At 66.3% G+C, this 20,433-nt stretch carries 17 protein-coding genes and 1 tRNA gene; 12 read left to right on the top strand and 6 right to left on the bottom strand.

Annotated elements, in window-relative coordinates; translation table 11 throughout:
* The 3 genes from HMPREF2581_RS25230 to pirR all read right to left on the bottom strand — a co-directional run.
* Window positions 1-343, bottom strand: a 343-nt coding sequence (locus HMPREF2581_RS25230) for a TonB-dependent receptor plug domain-containing protein (RefSeq protein WP_049262926.1), incomplete at its 3' end; no start/stop codon positions are given.
* Window positions 344-578: 235 nt separating this feature from the next.
* Window positions 579-1,916: a sensor histidine kinase PirS gene (gene pirS, locus HMPREF2581_RS25225; RefSeq protein WP_003140795.1), complete on the bottom strand. Its 1,338-nt coding sequence runs from the start codon at window positions 1,914-1,916 to the stop codon at window positions 579-581.
* Window positions 1,916-2,635 carry a response regulator transcription factor PirR gene (gene pirR / locus HMPREF2581_RS25220; RefSeq protein ID WP_003109933.1) on the bottom strand — a complete coding sequence of 240 codons (720 nt, stop codon included), beginning with the start codon at window positions 2,633-2,635 and terminating at the stop codon, window positions 1,916-1,918. Before pirR ends, pirS begins: the two co-directional genes overlap by 1 nt.
* A gap of 185 nt (window positions 2,636-2,820) precedes the next feature.
* Here pirR and gacS point away from each other — a divergent pair, with 185 nt between their 5' ends.
* The 5 genes from gacS (at window position 2,821) to HMPREF2581_RS25195 (ending at window position 9,567) form a co-directional block, all read left to right on the top strand.
* A complete protein-coding gene (gene gacS, locus HMPREF2581_RS25215; protein ID WP_003102426.1) occupies window positions 2,821-5,598 on the top strand; it encodes a two-component system sensor histidine kinase GacS in 2,778 nt (925 codons plus the stop codon).
* A 2-nt stretch (window positions 5,599-5,600) separates the two neighbouring features.
* Window positions 5,601-6,590, top strand: coding sequence for a 2-hydroxyacid dehydrogenase (locus HMPREF2581_RS25210; RefSeq protein WP_003112591.1), 990 nt, complete (start codon window positions 5,601-5,603; stop codon window positions 6,588-6,590).
* 35 nt (window positions 6,591-6,625) lie between these two features.
* Window positions 6,626-7,051, top strand: a complete 426-nt coding sequence (locus tag HMPREF2581_RS25205; RefSeq protein ID WP_003086023.1) for a hypothetical protein — start codon at window positions 6,626-6,628, stop codon at window positions 7,049-7,051.
* A 67-nt stretch (window positions 7,052-7,118) separates the two neighbouring features.
* Window positions 7,119-7,526: an META domain-containing protein gene (locus tag HMPREF2581_RS25200; RefSeq protein WP_003104742.1), complete on the top strand. Its 408-nt coding sequence runs from the start codon at window positions 7,119-7,121 to the stop codon at window positions 7,524-7,526.
* A gap of 112 nt (window positions 7,527-7,638) precedes the next feature.
* Complete coding sequence (locus tag HMPREF2581_RS25195) at window positions 7,639-9,567, top strand: sulfatase-like hydrolase/transferase (RefSeq protein WP_003140799.1); 1,929 nt, start codon at window positions 7,639-7,641, stop codon at window positions 9,565-9,567.
* Window positions 9,568-9,573: 6 nt separating this feature from the next.
* Here HMPREF2581_RS25195 and dinB read toward each other — a convergent pair whose 3' ends face one another.
* Complete coding sequence (dinB, locus tag HMPREF2581_RS25190; protein WP_003086018.1) at window positions 9,574-10,623, bottom strand: DNA polymerase IV; 1,050 nt, start codon at window positions 10,621-10,623, stop codon at window positions 9,574-9,576.
* Between the two features lie 146 nt (window positions 10,624-10,769).
* On the opposite strand from dinB, the gene HMPREF2581_RS25185 reads away from it, so the two are divergent.
* Together HMPREF2581_RS25185 and HMPREF2581_RS25180 are read left to right on the top strand one after the other, a co-directional pair.
* A tRNA-Met gene (locus HMPREF2581_RS25185) sits at window positions 10,770-10,846 on the top strand.
* Window positions 10,847-11,024: 178 nt separating this feature from the next.
* Window positions 11,025-11,339 carry a hypothetical protein gene (locus HMPREF2581_RS25180; RefSeq protein WP_003086015.1) on the top strand — a complete coding sequence of 105 codons (315 nt, stop codon included), beginning with the start codon at window positions 11,025-11,027 and terminating at the stop codon, window positions 11,337-11,339.
* A gap of 14 nt (window positions 11,340-11,353) precedes the next feature.
* Here HMPREF2581_RS25180 and HMPREF2581_RS25175 read toward each other — a convergent pair whose 3' ends face one another.
* On the bottom strand, window positions 11,354-11,713 hold the full coding sequence (locus HMPREF2581_RS25175; RefSeq protein ID WP_003086013.1) for a PA0921 family PhoP regulated protein: 360 nt from the start codon (window positions 11,711-11,713) through the stop codon (window positions 11,354-11,356).
* Between the two features lie 248 nt (window positions 11,714-11,961).
* Here HMPREF2581_RS25175 and mprF point away from each other — a divergent pair, with 248 nt between their 5' ends.
* From mprF to HMPREF2581_RS25160, 3 genes are all read left to right on the top strand, one after another.
* Window positions 11,962-14,607 (top strand): bifunctional lysylphosphatidylglycerol flippase/synthetase MprF, encoded by a 2,646-nt coding sequence (gene mprF, locus HMPREF2581_RS25170; RefSeq protein WP_003140801.1) that lies wholly within the window; start codon window positions 11,962-11,964, stop codon window positions 14,605-14,607.
* A 1-nt stretch (window position 14,608) separates the two neighbouring features.
* Window positions 14,609-15,892, top strand: coding sequence for a virulence factor family protein (locus tag HMPREF2581_RS25165; RefSeq protein WP_003140802.1), 1,284 nt, complete (start codon window positions 14,609-14,611; stop codon window positions 15,890-15,892).
* A gap of 158 nt (window positions 15,893-16,050) precedes the next feature.
* A complete protein-coding gene (locus HMPREF2581_RS25160; RefSeq protein ID WP_003140803.1) occupies window positions 16,051-16,599 on the top strand; it encodes a cytochrome b in 549 nt (182 codons plus the stop codon).
* A 54-nt stretch (window positions 16,600-16,653) separates the two neighbouring features.
* Here the strand turns inward: HMPREF2581_RS25160 and HMPREF2581_RS25155 are convergent, their stop codons facing one another.
* The gene (locus HMPREF2581_RS25155; protein ID WP_003140804.1) at window positions 16,654-18,558 is read right to left on the bottom strand and encodes a potassium transporter Kup; all 1,905 of its coding nucleotides are present in this window, start codon (window positions 18,556-18,558) and stop codon (window positions 16,654-16,656) included.
* 246 nt (window positions 18,559-18,804) lie between these two features.
* Here HMPREF2581_RS25155 and rimO point away from each other — a divergent pair, with 246 nt between their 5' ends.
* Window positions 18,805-20,127 carry a 30S ribosomal protein S12 methylthiotransferase RimO gene (gene rimO, locus HMPREF2581_RS25150; RefSeq protein ID WP_003120722.1) on the top strand — a complete coding sequence of 441 codons (1,323 nt, stop codon included), beginning with the start codon at window positions 18,805-18,807 and terminating at the stop codon, window positions 20,125-20,127.
* A 62-nt stretch (window positions 20,128-20,189) separates the two neighbouring features.
* The coding region (locus tag HMPREF2581_RS25145) for a DUF1456 family protein (protein WP_139181929.1) at window positions 20,190-20,433 on the top strand (244 nt) is incomplete at its 3' end.

The following is a 20,433-nucleotide window of genomic DNA, read 5'->3' as shown; positions in this document are numbered from 1 at the left end:
CCATGCCGCGGATGTCGATCTGCCGGTTGTTGCCGCGCTGGCCGCTGGAACTGTTGCCGGTGAGGTTGACCCCGGGCATGGTGCGGATGATCTCGGAGAGATCGTTCACCGGCGGGCGCTTCCTGATGTCCTCGGCGGTGATGATGGATACCCCCGGTGCCTGCTTGAGCTCCTGTTCGGCGGTGCCCAGCACCACCTCGTCACCCAGCTGGACCACCGACTCGGCGCGTTCGTCCAGTTCTTCCAGGCGCTCGTCCTCGGCCAGGGCCTGCCCGCCCAGCAGGCTCGATGAAGCGAAAAGGACGGCAGCGGCGAGATGGCCGCGACGGAATTGGGGGTACATGCGTGACTACTCCTGTCGAGGGAAAACGGGTAGCAGGCGAGCCACGAGGGATACGTTGACGTTTTTTCTGAAGCCTGGGTCGCCGGCGTTGCACGGGTGACGTCTCGGCACGGGTAGGACAGGGCGCAGACCCGGAACAAGGCCGGCCGAGGAGATCGGCACGGATGATAATTATTCACAAAAGAGAGTAAAGATCATTTACATCTAGGTAAAATGTAAAGGCACCTGCGCCTCGCTAGGCAGAAGGCAGCACCAGGCACAGGCGCAGCCCCGGATCGGCGGCTTCCGCCCATAGGCGGCCGCCCTGGAGCACCACGGCGCGACGGGCAATGCTCAGTCCCAGGCCGAAGCCCTTGCCGGTACGTGCCGAAGACAGTCGGGTGAACGGGCGGAAGATGGTCTCCAACTGGTGCTCGGCCACACCCTCGCCCTGGTCTTCCAGGCAAAGCCACCAGCAACTTCCTTCGCGCCGACCATGCAGGCGGATCACGCCGCCCTCCGGCGAATGCCGGATGGCGTTGCGCAGCAGGTTCTCCAGGGCCTGGGCAAGTGCATTGAGGTTGCCACGCACGACACAATCCTCGGGCAGATCGCTGCGGAACCGCTCGGCGGCCCAGCCGCTTTCGAAGCGTGCGTTCTCCACCAGCAGGTCCCATAACGCCGGGATGGAAATGTCCTCCAGCGCCAATACCGGGCGTTCGGTGTCCATCCAGGCCAGCTCCAGGGTGTTGTCCACCAGTTGCTGCATGCCCTGTACCTCCTGCTCCAGGCGCTCGCGCAGGAGCTGCGCGGACAGCGTGCCCTCTGCCGCCACCTGCAGGCGCGCCAGCGGCGTGCGCAGCTCGTGGGAGAGATCGCGGAGCAGTTGGCGCTGCAACACCATGTGCTCGTCGAGTCGCTCGGCCATATGGTCGAACGCCCGCCCCAGATCGCCCAGCTCGTCGCTGCGCCGGCTGATCTCTGCCTGCGTACGCGCCGTCAGGTCGTTGCCGCGCAGGGCATTGGCCTGCGCTCGCAGGCGTCCCAGCGGCACTACCCAGCGCCGATACAGCAACACTCCCAGCAGCAGGGCCAGCCCGGCCGGCACCAGGCCGTGGGTGACCAGGCGCTTGGCCGGCGACAAGCCGGGAGGGACGAACTCGGCGGGAAGACGCAGGACCACCCTGCCTTGCTCCGGATGTTCGGGGAAGCGCAGGTTGATGAATGGCCGCGACAGCGAGCGGGAACTCATCGGCCAGTCGACGCCCCGCAGGAAAGTCAGGCGCTCGGCTTCCTCCGTGGTGAGCGGACGACTGCCCAGCGATTGCAGCCGTCCGTCGAGCACGACCACCCAGTCCAGCGCCTGCTGGCGCGGCTCGGCCAGCCAACGGTCGATGCCCTCGCGGCCATCGTCGAGCCAGGCACGCTCGGCTCGCCGCGCATAATCCGCCAAGGCGGAGCGGGCTTCGGCGGACAGGTAGTAACCCTTCAGTTCGGCACTACGTCCCCAGGTCCAGGACAGCCATACCGATAGCAGGAAGAACGCCACCAGCACCAGGGCCAGGCGCCAGAACAGCGAATGGCGGTTGGGCATCATGGCGCCGGTGTCAGGACGTAACCCTTGCCCCAGACGGTATGCAACTGGTGACCGGCGTAACCGAGGCGTTGCAGCTTGCGCCGCAGGTGACTGACGTGCATGTCCAGGCTGCGATCATGCTGGGTATGACCGCGGTGCAGGACATGCTGGTAAAGGAAGGCCTTGGTCAGGGTCTCGCCTTCCGCGGCGAGGAAGGTTTCCAGCAGGCGGTATTCGGTCGGCGTCAGGCCGGCGAACCGCTCGCCAAGGCTGACATCGCAGACATCGGCAGAGAATTGCAGCGAGGGCCGCGCCAGCGGTTCGGCGCAGCGGCCCGGCGCGCCCCCCCGCTCCAGGGCGATCCGGCGCAGGATGGCATCGATGCGTACCCGCAGCTCGGCCAGGCTGAAAGGCTTCGGCAGATAATCGTCGGCGCCCTGGCTGAACCCGGCGATGCGGTCCTGCTCGGCGCCCAGGGCCGACATCAGGATCACCGGCAGCGCCTGCTCCTGGCGGAGTTGGCGAAGAATCTCGAGGCCATCGCGCCCCGGCAGCATGATGTCCATCAGGATCAGGTCATAGGCGCCGCTGCGCGCAGCCGCCAACCCCTCTTCCCCGTCTCGGCACCAGGTCACCTCGAAACCGCTGCCATTGAGGTGCTGGAACAGATGTGCGCCCAGTGTCGGATCGTCCTCGATGGCCAGCAGTCGGGGGTCGGGCGTCAGGGATGGGAACATGGCAGCCAAATAAGATTGATTAGCAATCGTGCCAGTATTCACGATCTTTCCGCTTCGTCGCAAGCCGAATCCGCCGGGCTGCGCACATCGGTGCAGATTCCCCTTCCGCGACCCGCTAAACTGCGCGGGGTAAACGTATGGCCGGGGAGCGTCGGCCATCCCGATCTGGCTCGACGGAGAGACGTGTGTTCAAGGATCTCGGCATCAAGGGGCGCGTACTGCTGCTCACCCTGCTCCCCACCAGCCTGCTGGCGATGGTGCTTGGCGGTTACTTCACCTGGGTCCAGCTGTCCGACATGCGCGCCCAGTTGATCGAGCGCGGGCAACTGATCGCCGAACAACTGGCGCCGCTGGCCGCCACCGCGCTGGCGCGAAAGGATACCGCCGTGCTCAACCGCATCGCCAACGAGGCGCTGGACCAACCGGACGTGCGCGCGGTGACCTTCCTCGACGCCCGCCAGGAACGCCTCGCCCATGCCGGGCCAAGCATGCTCACCGTCGCCCCGGCCGGCGACGCCAGCCATCTGAGCATGTCCACCGAACTGGACACCACGCACTTCCTGCTACCGGTTCTTGGCCGCCACCACAGCCTGTCCGGCGCCACCGAGCCTGACGACGAGCGCGTACTCGGCTGGGTCGAACTGGAACTGTCGCACCACGGGACCCTGCTGCGCGGATATCGCAGCCTGTTCACCAGCCTCTTGCTGATCGCCGCCGGCCTCGGCGTCACCGCCCTCCTCGCCCTGCGCATGAGCCGCGCGATCAACGCGCCGCTGGAACTGATCAGCCAGGGCGTCGCCCAGCTCAAGGAAGGCCGCATGGAAACCCGCCTGCCACCGATGGGCAGCAACGAGCTGGACGAACTGGCCTCCGGCATCAACCGCATGGCGGAAACGCTGCAGAGCGCCCAGGAGGAAATGCAGCACAACATCGACCAGGCCACCGAGGACGTACGCCAGAACCTGGAAACCATCGAGATCCAGAACATCGAGCTGGACCTGGCGCGCAAGGAGGCCCTGGAGGCGAGCAGGATCAAGTCCGAGTTCCTCGCCAACATGAGCCACGAGATCCGCACCCCGCTCAACGGCATCCTCGGTTTCACCAACCTGCTGCAGAAGAGCGAGCTCAGCCCGCGCCAGCAGGACTACCTCACGACCATCCAGAAATCGGCGGAAAGCCTGCTGGGGATCATCAACGAGATCCTCGACTTCTCGAAGATCGAGGCCGGCAAGCTGGTTCTGGAAAACCTCCCCTTCAATCTCCGCGACCTGATCCAGGACGCCCTGACCATGCTGGCTCCGGCCGCCCACGAGAAGCAACTGGAACTGGTCAGCCTGGTCTACCGGGATACCCCGATCCAATTGCAGGGCGACCCGCAGCGGCTGAAGCAGATCCTCACCAACCTGGTCGGCAACGCCATCAAGTTCACCCAGGGCGGCACCGTCGCCGTACGCGCCATGCTCGAGGACGAAAGCGACGACCGCGCGCAGCTGCGGATCAGCGTACAGGACACCGGTATCGGCCTCTCCGAGGAGGACCAGCAAGCCTTGTTCAAGGCCTTCAGCCAGGCCGACAACTCACTGTCGCGGCAAGCCGGTGGCACCGGCCTGGGCCTGGTGATCTCCAAGCGCCTGATCGAGCAGATGGGCGGCGAGATCGGCGTCGACAGTACGCCTGGGGAAGGTGCCGAATTCTGGATCAGCCTGAGTCTGCCGAAAAGTCGCGACGACAACGAGGAGCCAGGCGCCTCCTGGGCCGCGGGCCAGCGCGTGGCGCTGCTCGAACCGCAGGAGCTGACGCGCCGCTCGCTGCACCACCAGCTCACCGACTTCGGCCTGGAAGTGAGCGAATTCGCCGACCTCGACAGCCTCCAGGAAAGCCTGCGCAACCCGCCGCCCGGCCAGTTGCCGATCAGCCTGGCGGTGCTCGGCGTCTCGGCCGCGATCCATCCGCCGGAAGAGCTGAGCCAGTCGTTCTGGGAATTCGAACGGCTCGGCTGCAAGACCCTGGTGCTCTGCCCGACCACCGAGCAGGCGCAATACCACGCGACCCTGCCCGACGAACAGGTCGAGGCCAAGCCCGCCTGCACCCGCAAGCTGCAACGCAAGCTGCAGGAGTTGCTTCAAGTCCGCCCGACGCGCAGCGACAAGCCCCACGCCATGGTTTCCGGACGGCCGCCACGGCTGCTCTGCGTCGACGACAACCCGGCCAACCTGCTGCTGGTGCAGACCCTGCTCAGCGACCTCGGCGCCCAGGTCACCGCGGTGGACAGCGGCTACGCGGCCCTCGAGGTAGTGCAGCGCGAGCGCTTCGACCTGGTCTTCATGGACGTGCAGATGCCCGGCATGGACGGCCGCCAGGCCACCGAGGCGATCCGCCGCTGGGAGGCCGAGCGGGAAGTCAGCCCGGTGCCGGTGATCGCGCTCACCGCACATGCGCTTTCCAACGAGAAGCGCGCATTGCTGCAGGCCGGCATGGACGACTACCTGACCAAGCCGATCGACGAGCAGCAATTGGCCCAGGTAGTGCTGAAGTGGACGGGACTGAGCCTGGGCCAGTCGCTGGCCAGCATGAGCCGTGCGCCGCAGCTCGGCCAGTTGAGCGTGCTCGACCCCGAGGAAGGGCTGCGCCTGGCCGCCGGCAAGGCCGACCTCGCCGCCGACATGCTGGCGATGCTGCTGGCCTCGCTGGCGGCGGACCGCCAGGCGATTCGCCAGGCCCGCGACAACGACGACCGCACCGCTTTGCTCGAGAGGGTCCACCGGCTGCATGGCGCCACCCGCTACTGTGGCGTGCCGCAGTTGCGCGCGGCCTGCCAGACCAGCGAAACCCTGCTCAAGCAGAACGATCCGGCGGCGGCCGCGGCCCTGGACGAGCTGGACAAGGCCATCGAGGCCCTGGCCGACACTGCCTCGGCCACCACCCACCTGTCTTCCACCAGCCTCGACTCCAGCGAACTCTGACCATGCGCATCCTGTTCTTCAGCAGCCAGGCCTACGACAGCGAGAGCTTCCAGGCCAGCAACCACCGGCACGGCTTCGAACTGCACTTCCAGCAGGCCCACCTGCAGGCGGACACGGCGGTCCTCGCCCAGGGCTTCGAAGTAGTCTGCGCCTTCGTCAACGACGACCTCTCGCGGCCGGTGCTGGAACGCCTGGCCGCCGGCGGCACGCGCCTGGTCGCCCTGCGCTCGGCCGGCTACAACCACGTCGACCTGGCCGCCGCCGAAGCGCTCGGCCTGCCGGTGGTGCACGTCCCGGCCTATTCGCCGCACGCTGTCGCCGAGCACGCGGTCGGCCTGATCCTGACGCTCAACCGGCGCCTGCACCGCGCCTACAACCGGACCCGCGAGGGCGATTTCTCGCTGCATGGGCTGACCGGCTTCGACCTCCACGGCAAACGCGTCGGAGTGATCGGCACCGGACAGATCGGCGAGACCTTCGCCCGCATCATGGCCGGCTTCGGCTGCGAGCTGCTGGCCTACGATCCCTATCCCAATCCGCGCATCCAAGCGCTCGGCGGCCGCTACCTGGCGCTCGACGCCCTGCTCGCCGAGTCCGACATCGTCAGCCTGCATTGCCCGCTGACCGCCGACACCCGCCACCTCATCGACGCGCAGCGCCTGGCGACGATGAAACCCGGCGCGATGCTGATCAATACCGGCCGTGGCGCCCTGGTGAACGCCGCGGCGCTGATCGAGGCGCTGAAGAGCGGACAACTGGGCTACCTCGGCCTGGACGTCTATGAAGAGGAAGCGGATATCTTCTTCGAGGATCGCTCCGACCAGCCCCTGCAGGATGACGTGCTGGCACGCCTGCTGAGCTTCCCCAACGTGGTGGTGACCGCCCACCAGGCCTTCCTTACCCGCGAGGCGCTGGCGGCGATCGCCGACACCACCCTGGACAACATCGCCGCCTGGCAGGACGGGACGCCGCGCAATCGGGTCCGGGCCTGATGGCGTGGTAGCATGCGCGGCTGATTGGAGGCTCCATGGCTGAACACGATTTCCGTTACACCCTGCTCAACCCGCAATACACCCTCAACGAATGCCGCGCGCTCTCCCCGGGGCGCTACCAGGTCACCGGCACCGGCGGCTCGATCAAGGCCGACGACGTGCTGCTGGTCAGCCTCAAGGGCAGCAAGACCCTGAGCATGCGCCTGACCGTGGAAAAGGTTCGCCACCTGATCAACCCACCCGGCCAGTGGCTGGCGGTCGCCCGCGGCCCGGCATTCCGCGAACTGGCGATCCATACCTGGCAGGTCGACTGCGACCAGTGCCAGGCTCGTCTCGACTTCGAGTTCGCCGTGGACGCCAGTCTCGGTCGCAAGGCCCTGGCGCCGGCCGCCGAAGAGCGCATTCACGAACTGGGCTGGAGCAGCCGCGAAGGCAAGCACCTGTGCCCGAAATGCCAGTAGGGCGAACGCTCCGTCCGACCGACGGTCTGTGAACTATCGCCCGTACGAAATGCGCAAAGGAAACGCCATGAAACCCTCTCTCGCCCTCTTCGCCTCCGCCGCCCTGGTCCTGGGCGGTTGCGCCAGCCAGGAGACCACCCTGGAAACCGAGCAGGCCTACCAGGTCGACTGGGTCGGCGCACAACCGACGATGGACTACAGCCACATCAGCCTGACCTTCGACGGCCAGGGCCGTGCCTTCGGCAACGGCGGCTGCAACCACTGGTTCGCCAGCTACACCTTGCAGGACGACCTCCTTCAGTTCGGCGCCATCGGCAGCACCCGCCGCCTGTGCGCGGCGGAGATCATGGAGCAGGAACGGCGCTTCCTGGCCCTGCTGCAGAGCGTCCAGCACTGGGACATTTCGCCGTCCGACGAGCTGCGCCTGTGGCCGGCCGAAGGCAAGCCGCTGCGCCTGGTCCCCGAGCACGACTGAAGCCTGAAGCGGCGCTACCCGGCGCCGCCCGTTTACATTTTTTTGACATCCATTTCATTCCCGCTTGACCACCACGTCCCTAGGCTTCCGCATCCTCGCCCGGAGACGCTTGATGTTCGCCCCACCCAGCACCGAGACACTCAACCGCTTCTTTCTGTTGTCGTGGCTGGTGGTGCTCTGGCAGGTGCTGCGCCTGCAGGACGGGATCGTCTTCGACGACGCCTGGCTGCCGCTCTGGAGCGTCGCTGCCAGCCTGAGCTACGCCTTCCTTTATATAGTCCCGGTGTACCTCGCCTGCCGACTGCTCCTGCATTTCCATGACCGCCTTCCCGTGCGCCTCAGTCCGTGGCTGGCAGGCGTGCTGGCCATCGTCGGCAGCGCGGCGGTACAGATACTGCTCTACGCCGACCGCACCCTCTACGACCTGTACGGATTCCACCTCAACGGTTTCAGCATCGGCCTGCTGGTCTCGCCCGGCGGCCTCTCCAGCCTCGGCAGCGGCGACGGCACCCTGCTCAGCGCAAGCCTGGCGGCCCTGGCCCTGCTCTGTCTGCAGGTGCTGCTGTACAGCGCCTGCCAGGTCAGCCGCGAACGCCTTCCCGCGCTCCCTCGGCGCGCCTGGCGCTACCTGTTGGCGGCCTTCCTCTGCCTGGCCCTGGGCGAACGCCTGGCCTATGCGTTCAGCTCCCTGCGCGACTACCGGCCGATCCTGCTGGCCAGCGAACGCTATCCGCTGTACCTGCCATTGACCGTCCGCAGCCTGGCGCGAAGCCTGGGCATCCAGCCGACGCCCACCCAGCGCGAGCTGCTCCAGCAGCAGAGCGACCTGCACTATCCGCTCCGGCCGCTGGAGATCAGCGCCCCGGCGCACCCATTGAACATCGTCTGGATCGTCGCCGAGTCGCTCCGCGGGGACATGCTCGATCCGCGCTACATGCCCAGGCTGTGGGACTTCTCCAACCGGGCGATCCGCCTGGACAACCACTACAGCAGCGGCAACCTGACCCAGATGGGCGTCTTCGGCATGTTCTACGGGCTGCACGGCGGCTACTGGGACGCCGTGCTGAAGGCCGGCCAGCCGCCGGTGCTCATGGAGGTACTCAGGCAGCAGAACTACCAGTTCCGGATCAATGCCGCGCAACGTTTCAGCTATCCGCCCTTCGACCGCAGCGTGTTCGTCAACCTGCGCCCCCAGGACCTGCACGTGCTGGATAGCCCGGAGCCTGCCTGGCAGCGCGACGCCCGGAACACCGACGACCTGCTGCGCTTCGTCGATCGCCGACTACCCGACCGGCCGTTCTTCGCCTGCCTGTTCCTCGAGTCGAGCCACGCCAACTACAGCTTCCGCGACGAGACCGCGAAAATCCGCCCCTATCTGGTCAACTTCAACTACCTGACCACCGATTTCCAGGCGCAGATGCCGCTGATCAAGAACCGCTACCTGAATGCCGTGCGCGAAGTCGATACACAGATCGGCCGCCTGCTGCAGCACCTGGAAAACCAGCACCTGCTGGAAAACACCGCGGTAGTGGTGCTCGGCGACCATGGGGAAGAGTTCATGGAACGCTCGCGCTGGGGCCACAATACCGAGTTCAATCGCTACCAGACCGGCACCGTCGCCGTGCTGAGCATTCCCGGACAGGCGCCCCGTGCCGTCCGCGGCATCACCAGCCACATCGACCTGCCCGCAACGCTCCTGCCGCTGCTGGGCGTACGCAATCCGCCCCGCGACTACTCGCTGGGACAGGACCTGCTCGCAGCGGACTACCATCGCGACTATGCGGTGAGCGCCGATACCACGCGCATCGCCTACCTGGGCGAAGGCTTCAAGGTGAGCTTCCCACTGCGTGGCGCGGACCGTCACCACGGTCCGGTGAGCGATGGCGACGACCGCCCGCTCGACGTGGAACAACAGGAAGCCATACGCGGCCCGCTCCGTGCAGCACGCCTGGAACTGCTGCAGGATCTCGGCCGCTTCAGCGCCCTGCCGGTAAGGGAAGAGCCGTCGCCGCGGAGCCTCGCGACTTCGTTGACGCCATGAGGAGCATCAGAACAGCCTGAGTTGTTCGTGGGCGCCCTGCAGGTCGAGCAGGCGCACGCCAACGCCGATCAGGCGCACCGGACGATTGCCACGGGCAAAGGCCTGGCCGAGCAATTGCCGGTAGCTCTCCAGGTCGCGCCCGGCGCCGGACTGTTCCACCGTGGTCTGGGTGAAATCGTGAAACTTCAGTTTCACGAACGGCTTGTCCGGCCGATAACTGCCATCCAGGCGTTGCAGGCGTCCGTCCAGCTCCTCGAGCAGGGTCGGCAGTTCCTCCAGACAAGCCGCCAGGTCCGGCAGGTCGCGATCGAAGGTACATTCGACGCTCACCGACTGGCGCCGGCTGTCGACTTCCACCGGTCGCTCGTCGATACCATGGGCCAGTCCCCACAGGCGTTCGCCGAAGCTGCCGAACTCGCGCACCAGGCTCAGCTTGCTGCCCTGGCGCAGGTCGGCGCAGGTGCGGATGCCCATCCGCGCCAGGCGCTCCGCCGTGACCTTGCCGACGCCATGCAACTTGGCCACCGGCAACTCGGCGACGAACCCGTCGACCTGCTCCGGGGTAATCACAAACAGCCCGTCCGGCTTGCGCCAGTCGCTGGCGATCTTGGCCAGGAACTTGTTCGGCGCGACGCCCGCCGAAACGGTGATGTGCAGTTCCTCGGCCACCCGGCGGCGGATGTCCTGGGCGATCCGCGTGGCGCTACCGGCGAAATGCGGCGAAGCGCTGACGTCCAGGTAGGCCTCGTCCAGCGAAAGCGGCTCGATCAGATCGGTATAGTCGCGGAAGATCGCATGGATCTGCTTCGACACCGCCCGGTAGACATCGAAACGCGGGCGCACCACCAGGAGATCGGGACACAGCTTGAGCGCCGTGCGCATGGCCATCGCCGAGCGCACGCCATAGGCCCGCGCCTCGTAGCTGCAAGTGGCGACCACTCCGCGCTTGTCCGGCGAACCGCCAACCGCCAGCGCCTTGCCGCGCAGGCTGGGGTCGTCGCGCATCTCGAGGGCGGCGTAGAAACAGTCGCAGTCTATATGGATGATTTTCCGCACCGGAATCTCGCTACAAGCCCCGCCGGGCCTGCCCCGGAGCGCCGAATTCTAGCATTGGGCAAGCGCTAAGCATTTGAAGAAAAAACACTTTTTTCGAAAAATCGATTGACAACCCGACGAGAGTCCGTAGAATGCGCCCACACAGACGCGGGATGGAGCAGTCTGGTAGCTCGTCGGGCTCATAACCCGAAGGTCGTTGGTTCAAATCCAGCTCCCGCAACCACATTCGAAAAGCCCCGGCACTAGCGATAGCGCCGGGGCTTTTTGCATTCCGACACTCGTGCTCCACTGCATCGCCTCGCCCTCCGTTCGCTCGCATCATCGCACATTTAACTGTATATTCGTACAGCCAGCTCAGCCTTCGATGAATGCTCGGTAACGGATACGGAAAGGACAGACAGATGCTGAACGTCGAACAATTGAAGCGCAGCGTGAACCGGATGGAACTCGACGACATCCGCCAGGCAGTGGACGAACTGCAGATGGACGGCCTGGTCACCGACGGCAAGACGCCGTTCACCCGCGTGCACTTCAACACCTGCTTCGCCGAGATCGAGGCGCTGTTCCAGCGCGCCGGCTTCCACCGGCCGCTCGATGTGGTCGGCTACCAGGGCGAGATCTATGCGTTGTACGACCCCTCTCGCTGGGAGGCCGTGGAAGTGCTGCGCTGGTTGAAGGAATACCGCGAGGAATCGCGTCACCTGACTCCGGCGTGAGCGCAACGCCTGCGTCAGCGCAACTCGTGTGCCAGGCGCGCGCAGGCCATCCCCACGACCAGCATCACCAGCGGACCGAAGGCCCGCATGGAGATCCGCGCCAGGCTCCAGGACTCTTTCGCAGCGAACAGGCTTGCCGGATTCACTGAATAGACCAGCAGGGAACCGCAGAACAGCCCCAGGCCCAGTTGGCCCAGGCGGCGCAACCAACCGTCGTGGCGGAGCAACACCACCAGCAGGACGCCGTACAACAGGCAATCGACCCGCGCCACCGAATCCTTGACCTGCAACGACTGTTCCCAATCCCCCAGCCACCATCCAGCGGCCACGCCCAGCACGACTCCGGCGCCGACATGAATGCCCGCCTGGATCATCGTCACCCTTCCCCCCTCGGAAATGGTCGGACAGTGCAAGCCGCCACTATGCCCACGGCAAGCTGAACCATCGCTGAACGAACACCAGCAAATGGCCTTCGGCCACTTCGCCGACGCAACTCCTGAAAAACCCGGCGGTCTTCTCCCTGTGACAGGACGCCGCCCCGCACAGAAAAAATCTGCTGCGACCACTTGGGAACTCGCCCGAGAGGCCATACTCTGTCGCGCAAATTCCCATGAGGTGGCTGATGCGCACCGACGCTCCCGTTCCAGAACATCCCGCTCCACCCAGCTCTCCCGCGTCCCCACAACGCATCCGGCTGATCGATCGGATTACCGCCTACCGCCAGCCCATCGGCCTGGTCTTCACCTTGCTGCTGTTCGGCCTGGCGCTGGTGGCCTGCTACCACCTGCTACGGGAGATCGATCCCGGCGCCCTCCACGATGCCATCGCCGACGTGCCCAGGCCGGCGCTGCTCGGCGCCCTGGGCGCGACCGCCCTCGGCTTCGTCATCCTGCTCGGCTACGAGTGGTCGGCCAGCCGCTTCGCTGGCGTCACGCTGCCCATGCGCAGCCTGGCCACCGGTGGCTTCAGCGCCTTCGCCATCGGCAATGCGGTAGGCCTGTCGCTGCTTTCCGGCGGCTCCGTACGCTACCGACTGTATTCCCGGCATGGCATCGGCGCTGCCGAAATTGCCCGGATGACGCTATTTGCCAGCCTTTCCCTGGGCTGCGCACTGCCGGTGCTGGCGGCACTCGCCGCACTCTGCGACCTCGACGATGCGGCATCGGCGCTGCACCTGCCCCACGCCCTGGTCGCCGTCATCGCGATCGCCGTCCTGTTGCTGGCTGTCGGCCTGGTGGCGTTCCTGGCCCGGCACCGCCTGCCGGGAGAACGGCCGTCCCCCGACAGCCTGCTGGTCCGCCTCGGCCGCCGCAGCCTGCGCCTGCCGGGCCTGCGCCTGTCGCTGCTGCAACTGCTGATCACCGCCCTCGACGTCGCCGCCGCCGCTACCGTCCTTTATCTGTTGCTGCCGGAAACCCCACCCTTCGCGGCGTTCCTGCTGGTCTACCTGCTCGCCCTGGCCGCCGGCGTACTCAGCCACGTACCGGGCGGAGTCGGGGTGTTCGAGGCGGTGCTGCTGGCCGCGTTCGCCGGCCAACTGGGCGCCGCGCCGCTGGCCGCGGCCCTGCTCTTGTACCGCTTGATTTATGTGGTACTGCCGCTGCTGCTGGCCTGCCTGTTGTTGCTGTTCCTCGAAGCGCGCCGGTTGTGGGTGACGCGCCAGGCGATCCGCGTCGCCTCGGGTTTCGCCGCACCGATCCTGGCGATCCTGGTCTTCCTCTCCGGTGTCGTGCTGCTGTTTTCCGGCGCCACGCCGGCGATCGACACCCGCCTGGAGCACCTCGGCTTCCTCATTCCACATCGCCTGATCGATGCCTCGCACCTGGTCGCCAGCCTGATCGGCGTGCTCTGCCTGCTGCTCGCGCAGGGTTTGCGCCGACGGCTGTCGGCCGCCTGGGCCCTGACCCTGGTGCTGTTGCTGGTGGGCGCCCTGCTTTCGCTGCTGAAAGGCTTCGACTGGGAAGAAGCCAGCCTGCTGAGCCTGACCGCCGCGCTGCTCGCCATGTTCCGCCGCTCCTTCTACCGTCCCAGCCGGCTGATGGAAGTACCCTTCTCGCCGCTTTACGTAGGCGCCAGCATCTGCGTGGTCGGCGCCTCGGTCTGGCTGCTGCTGTTCGCCAACCAGGACGTGCATTACAGCAACCAGCTCTGGTGGCAGTTCGCCCTGGACGCCGACGCCCCGCGCGCCCTGCGCGCCGCCCTCGGCAGTTGCCTGCTGCTCCTGGCCCTGGCCCTTGGCTGGCTGCTGCGCGCGGCACCGCCGGCGATCCGCGAGCCGGACGCGGAAGAGCTGCAGCGCGCGGCGCGGATCATCCGCCACTCGGACCAGCCGGATGGCGGCCTGGCCCTGACCGGCGACAAGGCCCTGCTCTTCCATGAGGGCGACGACGCTTTCCTCATGTACGCCCGCCGCGGTCGCAGCATGATCGCCCTGTACGACCCGATCGGCCCGGCCATGCAGCGCGCCGAACTGATCTGGCAGTTCCGCGACCTCTGCGACCTGCACCATGCCCGCCCGGTGTTCTACCAGGTGCGTGCCGAGAACCTGCCGTTCTACATGGACATCGGCCTGACCGCCCTCAAGCTCGGCGAAGAAGCGCGAGTCGACCTGCTGCGCTTCGACCTGGAGAACAAGGGCAAGGAAATGAAAGACCTGCGCTACACCTGGAACCGCGGCCAGCGCGACGGGCTGGCCCTGGAGTTCCATGAACCGGGCCAGGCTCCGCTGGACGAGCTGAAGGCGATATCGGACGCCTGGCTGGGCGGCAAGCAGGTGCGCGAGAAAGGCTTCTCCCTGGGCCGCTTCACCCCGGCGTACCTGAACTTCTTCCGCATCGCCATCGTCCGCCACCAGGGCAAGCCGGTGGCCTTCGCCAACCTGCTGGAAACCGACAGCCGCGAACTGGCGAGCCTCGACCTGATGCGCGTGCACCCGGAGGCGCCGAAGCTGACCATGGAGTTCCTCATGCTCGGCCTCATCCTCCACTACAAGGCCCAGGGCCACGCGCGCTTCAGCCTCGGCATGGTGCCGCTGGCCGGGCTCCAGCCAAGGCGCGGCGCGCCGTTGACCCAGCGCCTGGGCGCACTGGTCTTCCGGCGGGGCGAACAGTTCTACAATTTCCAGGGGCTGCGACGCTTCAAGGACAAGTTCCAGCCCGACTGGGAACCCCGCTACCTGGCCGTGCCAGCCGGGCTCGACCCGCTGGTGGCCCTGGCCGATACCGCCGCGCTGATCGCCGGCGGCCTGACTGGATTGGTGAAACGCTGATATGTCTGTCGTGAAACGTCACTGGCGCCGTTTTCTGGTCGCCGCCCTGGTGCTGATCGTCGGTGCCGCCCTGCTGCTCTGGAGCCGACCGGCGGCCCAGGCGAAACTGGAAGCCCTGGCCCTCGACGACGGCGGCCACGCCACCCTTGCCGAACCCGGCGAGAAGCCGCGCTCGCGGGTGGTGGTGATCGCCGCCCCCGAACAGCAACTGAACGACGCCCAGATGCTGAACCTGGCTCACGACAGCGCCGCCCGGGTGATCCAGTACTTCCCCCCGGAAAACGGCGATTGCAGGGCGCAGCAGTCCCGGCTCGAAGCGGTCATTGCCCGCCTCGGCGGCAAGCCGAACCTGGTCGCCGGCATCGGCCCGGGCTCGACCACCGCCTGGCGCTGGCTCGCCAGCCAGGACGACGACAAGGCCAAGGCGCTCTCGGTCGGTTTCGACATTGCCCTGGCCGAGCGCGACTGCGACGCCCCGCTGCCGCACCAGGCAGCGCACGGCCAGTGGCTGCTGGCCTGGAACGACAACCCGGACGACGACACCGCGGTCTTCGTCCGCAAGCAGTCGAGCGCGGAAACCAGCATCAGCGACTACGACACCCCGCTGTCCGACGTGCTCGCCCATAAGTTGCGCCTGCAACTGCAAGGCAACGCCGAGGCCCTGCCGGTACTCGAGGTCCCCGCGGCGCAACCCTCGGACATCGTCACCCTGTTCTATTCCGGCGACGGCGGCTGGCGCGACCTGGACAAGGACTCTGCCGAGCATATGGCGAGCATGGGCTACCCGGTGGTCGGCATCGACACCCTGCGCTACTACTGGCAACACAAGAGCCCGGAACAGAGCGCCGCCGACCTCTCCAAGCTGATGCAACACTACCGCGAGAAGTGGGGCGCGAAACGTTTCGTCCTGGCCGGCTACTCGTTCGGCGCCGACATCCTGCCGGCGATCTACAACCGCCTGCCCGGAAAGGACCAGCAGCAAGTGAAAGCCATGCTCCTGCTGGCGCTGGCGCGGACCGGCAGCTTCGAGATCGAAGTGGAAGGCTGGCTGGGCAAGGCCGGCGAGGAAGCCGCCACCGGCCCGGAAATGGCCAGGTTGCCGGCGGCCAAGGTGTTCTGCATCTATGGCGCCGAAGAAAAGGACGAAAGCGGCTGTACCCAACCCCAGGCCGTCGGCGAGAAGCTCGAACTGCCGGGCGGCCACCACTTCGACGAGGACTACCTGTCCCTGGCGAAGAAGATGCTCCAGGCCATCCGCGACCGCGAGAACGCTCCCGACGCCTGACCGCGATCAGGCTCCCTGCTCCTTCCTTCTTGTCCCCGGCCGGCGCCAGCTAGACTGAGCCTGCCGGGGGCATTCCGGCTGGCTTCGGCGAAGCCGCCGAGAATACCGGCCGACCCGCCGCAGAGCGGGCTCCCGAGAGCCGAAGAGAAGGAACCGTGATGAGCTGGAAAAACACCGAGTCCCGTTATGGGAGCCTGACCATTGCCCTGCACTGGCTGACCCTGCTGCTGATCGCCGGGGTCTACGCCTGTATCGAACTGAAGGGCAATTTCCCCAAGGGCAGCGAAACCCGCGAACTGCTCAAGCAATGGCACTTCATGCTTGGCCTGAGCGTTTTCCTGCTGGTCTGGTTGCGCCTGCTGGTGCGCCTGGCCAGCCCTACCCCGCGCATAGAGCCCGCCATCCCCGCCTGGCAGGCGACGCTGGCCAGGCTGATGCACTACGCCCTCTACCTGATGATGATCGGCCTGCCCTTCGCCGGCTGGCTGATCCTCAGCGCCGCCGGCAAGCCGATACCGTTCTTCGGCCTGGAGCTACCGCCGCTGGTAGACAAGAACCCCGACCTCGCCGGGCAAATCAAGGAATGGCACGAAACCATCGGCAACGCCGGTTATTTCCTGATCGGCTTGCACGCCGCCGCGGCACTCTTCCATCACTTCGTCAGCCACGACAACACCCTGGTACGGATGCTGCCGCAACGGCGCTGAGAAACGCGCAAAAAAACGCGCCCAATCGGGCGCGCTTTGTTGCAGCGGAGCGGATCAGATCTCGACCTGGGTTCCCAGCTCGATCACCCGGTTGAGCGGCAGGTTGAAATAGCGCAGGTTGCCGTTGGCGTTCTTCAGCAGGAAGGCGAACAGCCCCTCGCGCCAGCGCGCCATGCCGATGCGCTTGGATGGAATCACCGTCTCCCGGCTGAGGAAGTAGGTGGTGCGCATCGGACTGAAGTCCAGTTCGTTGAGATGGCACAGGCGCAAGGCCGCCGGGATGTCCGGCTCCTCCATGAAGCCGAAGTGCAGGATCACCCGGAAGAACCCGTCGCCATAGGCCTCGACCTCGAAACGGCGATCCGGCGGAACCCGTGGGCTGTCTTCGTTGACCACGGTGAGCAGCACCACCTGCTCGTGCAGCACCTGGTTGTGCAACAGGTTGTGCAGCAGCGCGTGAGGCACCGCGTCGGTACGCGCGGTCAGGAACACCGCGGTCCCCTGGACCCGGTGCGGCGGCTGCACGCGCATGCTGGAAATGAACACCGAGAGCGGCAGCGAGCCCTCGTCGAGACGCTCCACCAGCAGTTGGCGGCCACGCTTCCAGGTGGACATCAGGATGAAGATGACGATACCCGCGATGACCGGGAAGGCGCCGCCCTGGATCACCTTGGGCAGGTTGGCGGCGAAGAACAGGCTGTCCACCGCAAGCATCACGCAGAAGAACGGGACACCCAGCCACAGCGGCCATTTCCACAGGCGCCAGATCACCACGCCCATCAGCAGGGTGGTGATCAGCATGGTTCCGGTCACCGCCACGCCGTAGGCCGCCGCCAGCGACGCCGAGGACTCGAAGCCGAGCACCAGCAGGACCACGCCGACCATCAGCGCCCAATTCACCCCGCCGATGTAGATCTGCCCCTGCTCGTGGCTGGAAGTGTGCTGGATGGTCATCCGCGGCACGTAGCCGAGCTGGATGGCCTGGCGGGTCAGGGAGAAGGCGCCGGAGATCACCGCCTGGGAGGCGATCACCGTGGCCAGGGTGGACAGCGCCACCATCGGCAGCAGCGCCCAGCCCGGCGCCAGCAGGTAGAAGGGGTTGCGCGCCGCCTCGGCGTTGGAAAGGATGGTCGCGCCCTGGCCGAAGTAGTTCAGCACCAGCGCCGGCAGCACCAGCAGGAACCAGGCACGGGCGATCGGCTTGCGACCGAAGTGGCCCATGTCGGCGTACAGCGCCTCGGCGCCGGTCAGCGCCAGTACGGTGGCGCCGAGGATGGCGACACCGATGCCGGGATGCGAACCGAAGAAACGCACGGCCCATACAGGGTTCATCGCCTGCAGCACTTCCGGCTGCTGGATCACCCCGTAGACACCCAGCGCCGCCAGGGCGCCGAACCAGAGCACCATGACCGGGCCGAACAGGATGCCGATCCGCGCGGTGCCGTGCTTCTGGATCAGGAACAGGCCGATCAGCACGATAAGCGCCAGCGGTACCGTCCAGTGCTCCAGGCCGTCGAAGGCGATCTCCAGCCCTTCTACCGCCGACAGTACCGAGATCGCCGGGGTGATCATGCTGTCGCCGTAGAACAGCGCCGCGCCGATCAGGCCGGCAACCACCACGAAGGTCTGCAGCCTGCCGAACGGCGCCGCCGCCCGGCGCGCCAGGGCCGACAGCGCCATCACCCCGCCCTCGCCCTGGTTGTCGGCACGCAGGACGAAGATCACGTACTTGATGGAAACGACCCAGACCAGCGACCAGAAGATCAGCGACAGCACGCCAAGGACGCCATCGTGGTTGGCCTGCACCCCGTAGCCGCCGATGAAGACCTCTTTCAGGGTATACAAGGGACTGGTGCCGATATCCCCATAGCAGACTCCAACCGCCCCGACCATCAGGCCGATGGCAGAGCTGGAATGCCCCTCCGACGTCTCCTCGGCACGCGTCGCTGCATCACTCATGAAACGCTTTCCCCCGGAAAAATTCGGCAAATGCTGCGCCCATGCCGTCCGCGATGCAAGCGCCGAGGCCACGGACTGCTATGACTATAGAAGGCCGGGGAGCCGATTGCCGAGCGCCCGCGGAGAGTTTTTCCAGGGCCGGAAAAGAGCTGCACGGGAGACTGGAAAAGCCGCGGCGCTGCCGCTAGAATTGCGCACTTTTTGATCAGAGGCGCCAGCAAGCGCGCCCGCCTACCGAGGTTAGCCATGTCCACCCCCACTCCCAAAGTCGGCTTCGTCAGTCTTGGATGCCCCAAGGCGCTGGTCGACTCCGAGCGCATCCTCACCCAGCTGCGCATGGAAGGCTATGAGGTCGTCCCGACCTACGAAGACGCCGACGTCGTGGTGGTCAACACCTGCGGTTTCATCGACAGCGCCAAGGCCGAGTCCCTGGAAGTGATCGGCGAAGCCATCGCCGAGAACGGCAAGGTCATCGTCACCGGCTGCATGGGCGTGGAAGAGCACACGATCCGCGACGTGCACCCCAGCGTCCTGGCGGTCACCGGCCCACAACAGTACGAGCAGGTAGTCACCGCGGTGCACGAAGTGGTGCCGCCGAAGACCGAACACAACCCGCTGGTCGACCTGGTCCCGCCGCAAGGCGTCAAGCTGACCCCGCGCCACTACGCCTACCTGAAGATTTCCGAAGGCTGCAACCACAGTTGCAGCTTCTGCATCATCCCGTCCATGCGCGGCAAGCTGGTCAGCCGGCCGGTCGGCGACGTGCTGAGCGAGGCCGAGCGCCTGGTCAAGGCCGGGGTCAAGGAACTCCTGGTGATTTCCCAGGACACCAGCGCCTACGGCGTCGACCTGAAGTACAAGACCGACTTCTGGAACGGCCAGCCGGTCAAGACCCGCATGAAGGAACTCTGCGAGGCGCTGAGCAGCATGGGCGTATGGGTTCGCCTGCACTACGTCTACCCGTACCCCAACGTCGACGACGTGATCCCGCTGATGGCCGCCGGCAAGCTCCTGCCGTACCTCGACATCCCCTTCCAGCACGCCAGCCCGAAGGTGCTCAAGGCCATGAAGCGCCCGGCCTTCGAGGACAAGACCCTGGCCCGGATCAAGCAGTGGCGCGAGATCTGCCCGGAACTGACCATCCGCTCGACCTTCATCGTCGGCTTCCCGGGCGAAACCGAAGAAGACTTCCAGTACCTGCTCGACTGGCTGACGGAAGCCCAGCTCGACCGCGTCGGCTGCTTCCAGTACTCCCCCGTCGAAGGCGCTCCGGCCAACGAGCTGGGCCTGGAGCCGGTGCCGGACGAGGTCAAGCAGGACCGCTGGGAACGCTTCATGGCCCACCAGCAGGCGATCTCCGCCGCTCGCCTGCAGCTCAAGGTCGGCAAGGAAATCGAAGTGCTGATCGACGAAGTCGACGAACAGGGCGCGGTCGGCCGCTCCTGGGCCGACGCTCCGGAAATCGACGGCAACGTGTTCGTCGACAGCGACGAGCTGAAGCCGGGCGACAAGGTCCGCGTGCGCATCACCGATGCCGACGAGTACGACCTCTGGGCCGAGCTGGTCTGAGCCCTCCCTGAAGAGCCCCGCCCCGCGGGGCTTTTTCATCGCCAACCGTTCCGGAGAGCACGATGCTCAACAACGACGTACTACGCAGCCTGCGCTACCTGCTGGATCTTCCCGATGCACATCTGGCCGAACTGGCCGCCCCGTTCGGCGAGCAAGTCGAAGCGGACCTGCTCGAGGCTTACCTGAAGAAGGAAGACGAAGACGGCTTCCAGGCCTGCCCCGACCGCTACCTGGCGCGCTGCCTGGACGGACTGATCATCCAGCGCCGCGGACGCGACGCCACCCGTGACCTGCACGCAGAACTGG

Origin of the sequence: Pseudomonas sp. HMSC057H01 (genome assembly GCF_001836405.1) — a bacterium.
Classification (GTDB): Bacteria; Pseudomonadota; Gammaproteobacteria; order Pseudomonadales; family Pseudomonadaceae; genus Pseudomonas; species Pseudomonas aeruginosa.
This window is presented reverse-complemented; position numbering and strand designations above follow the sequence as displayed.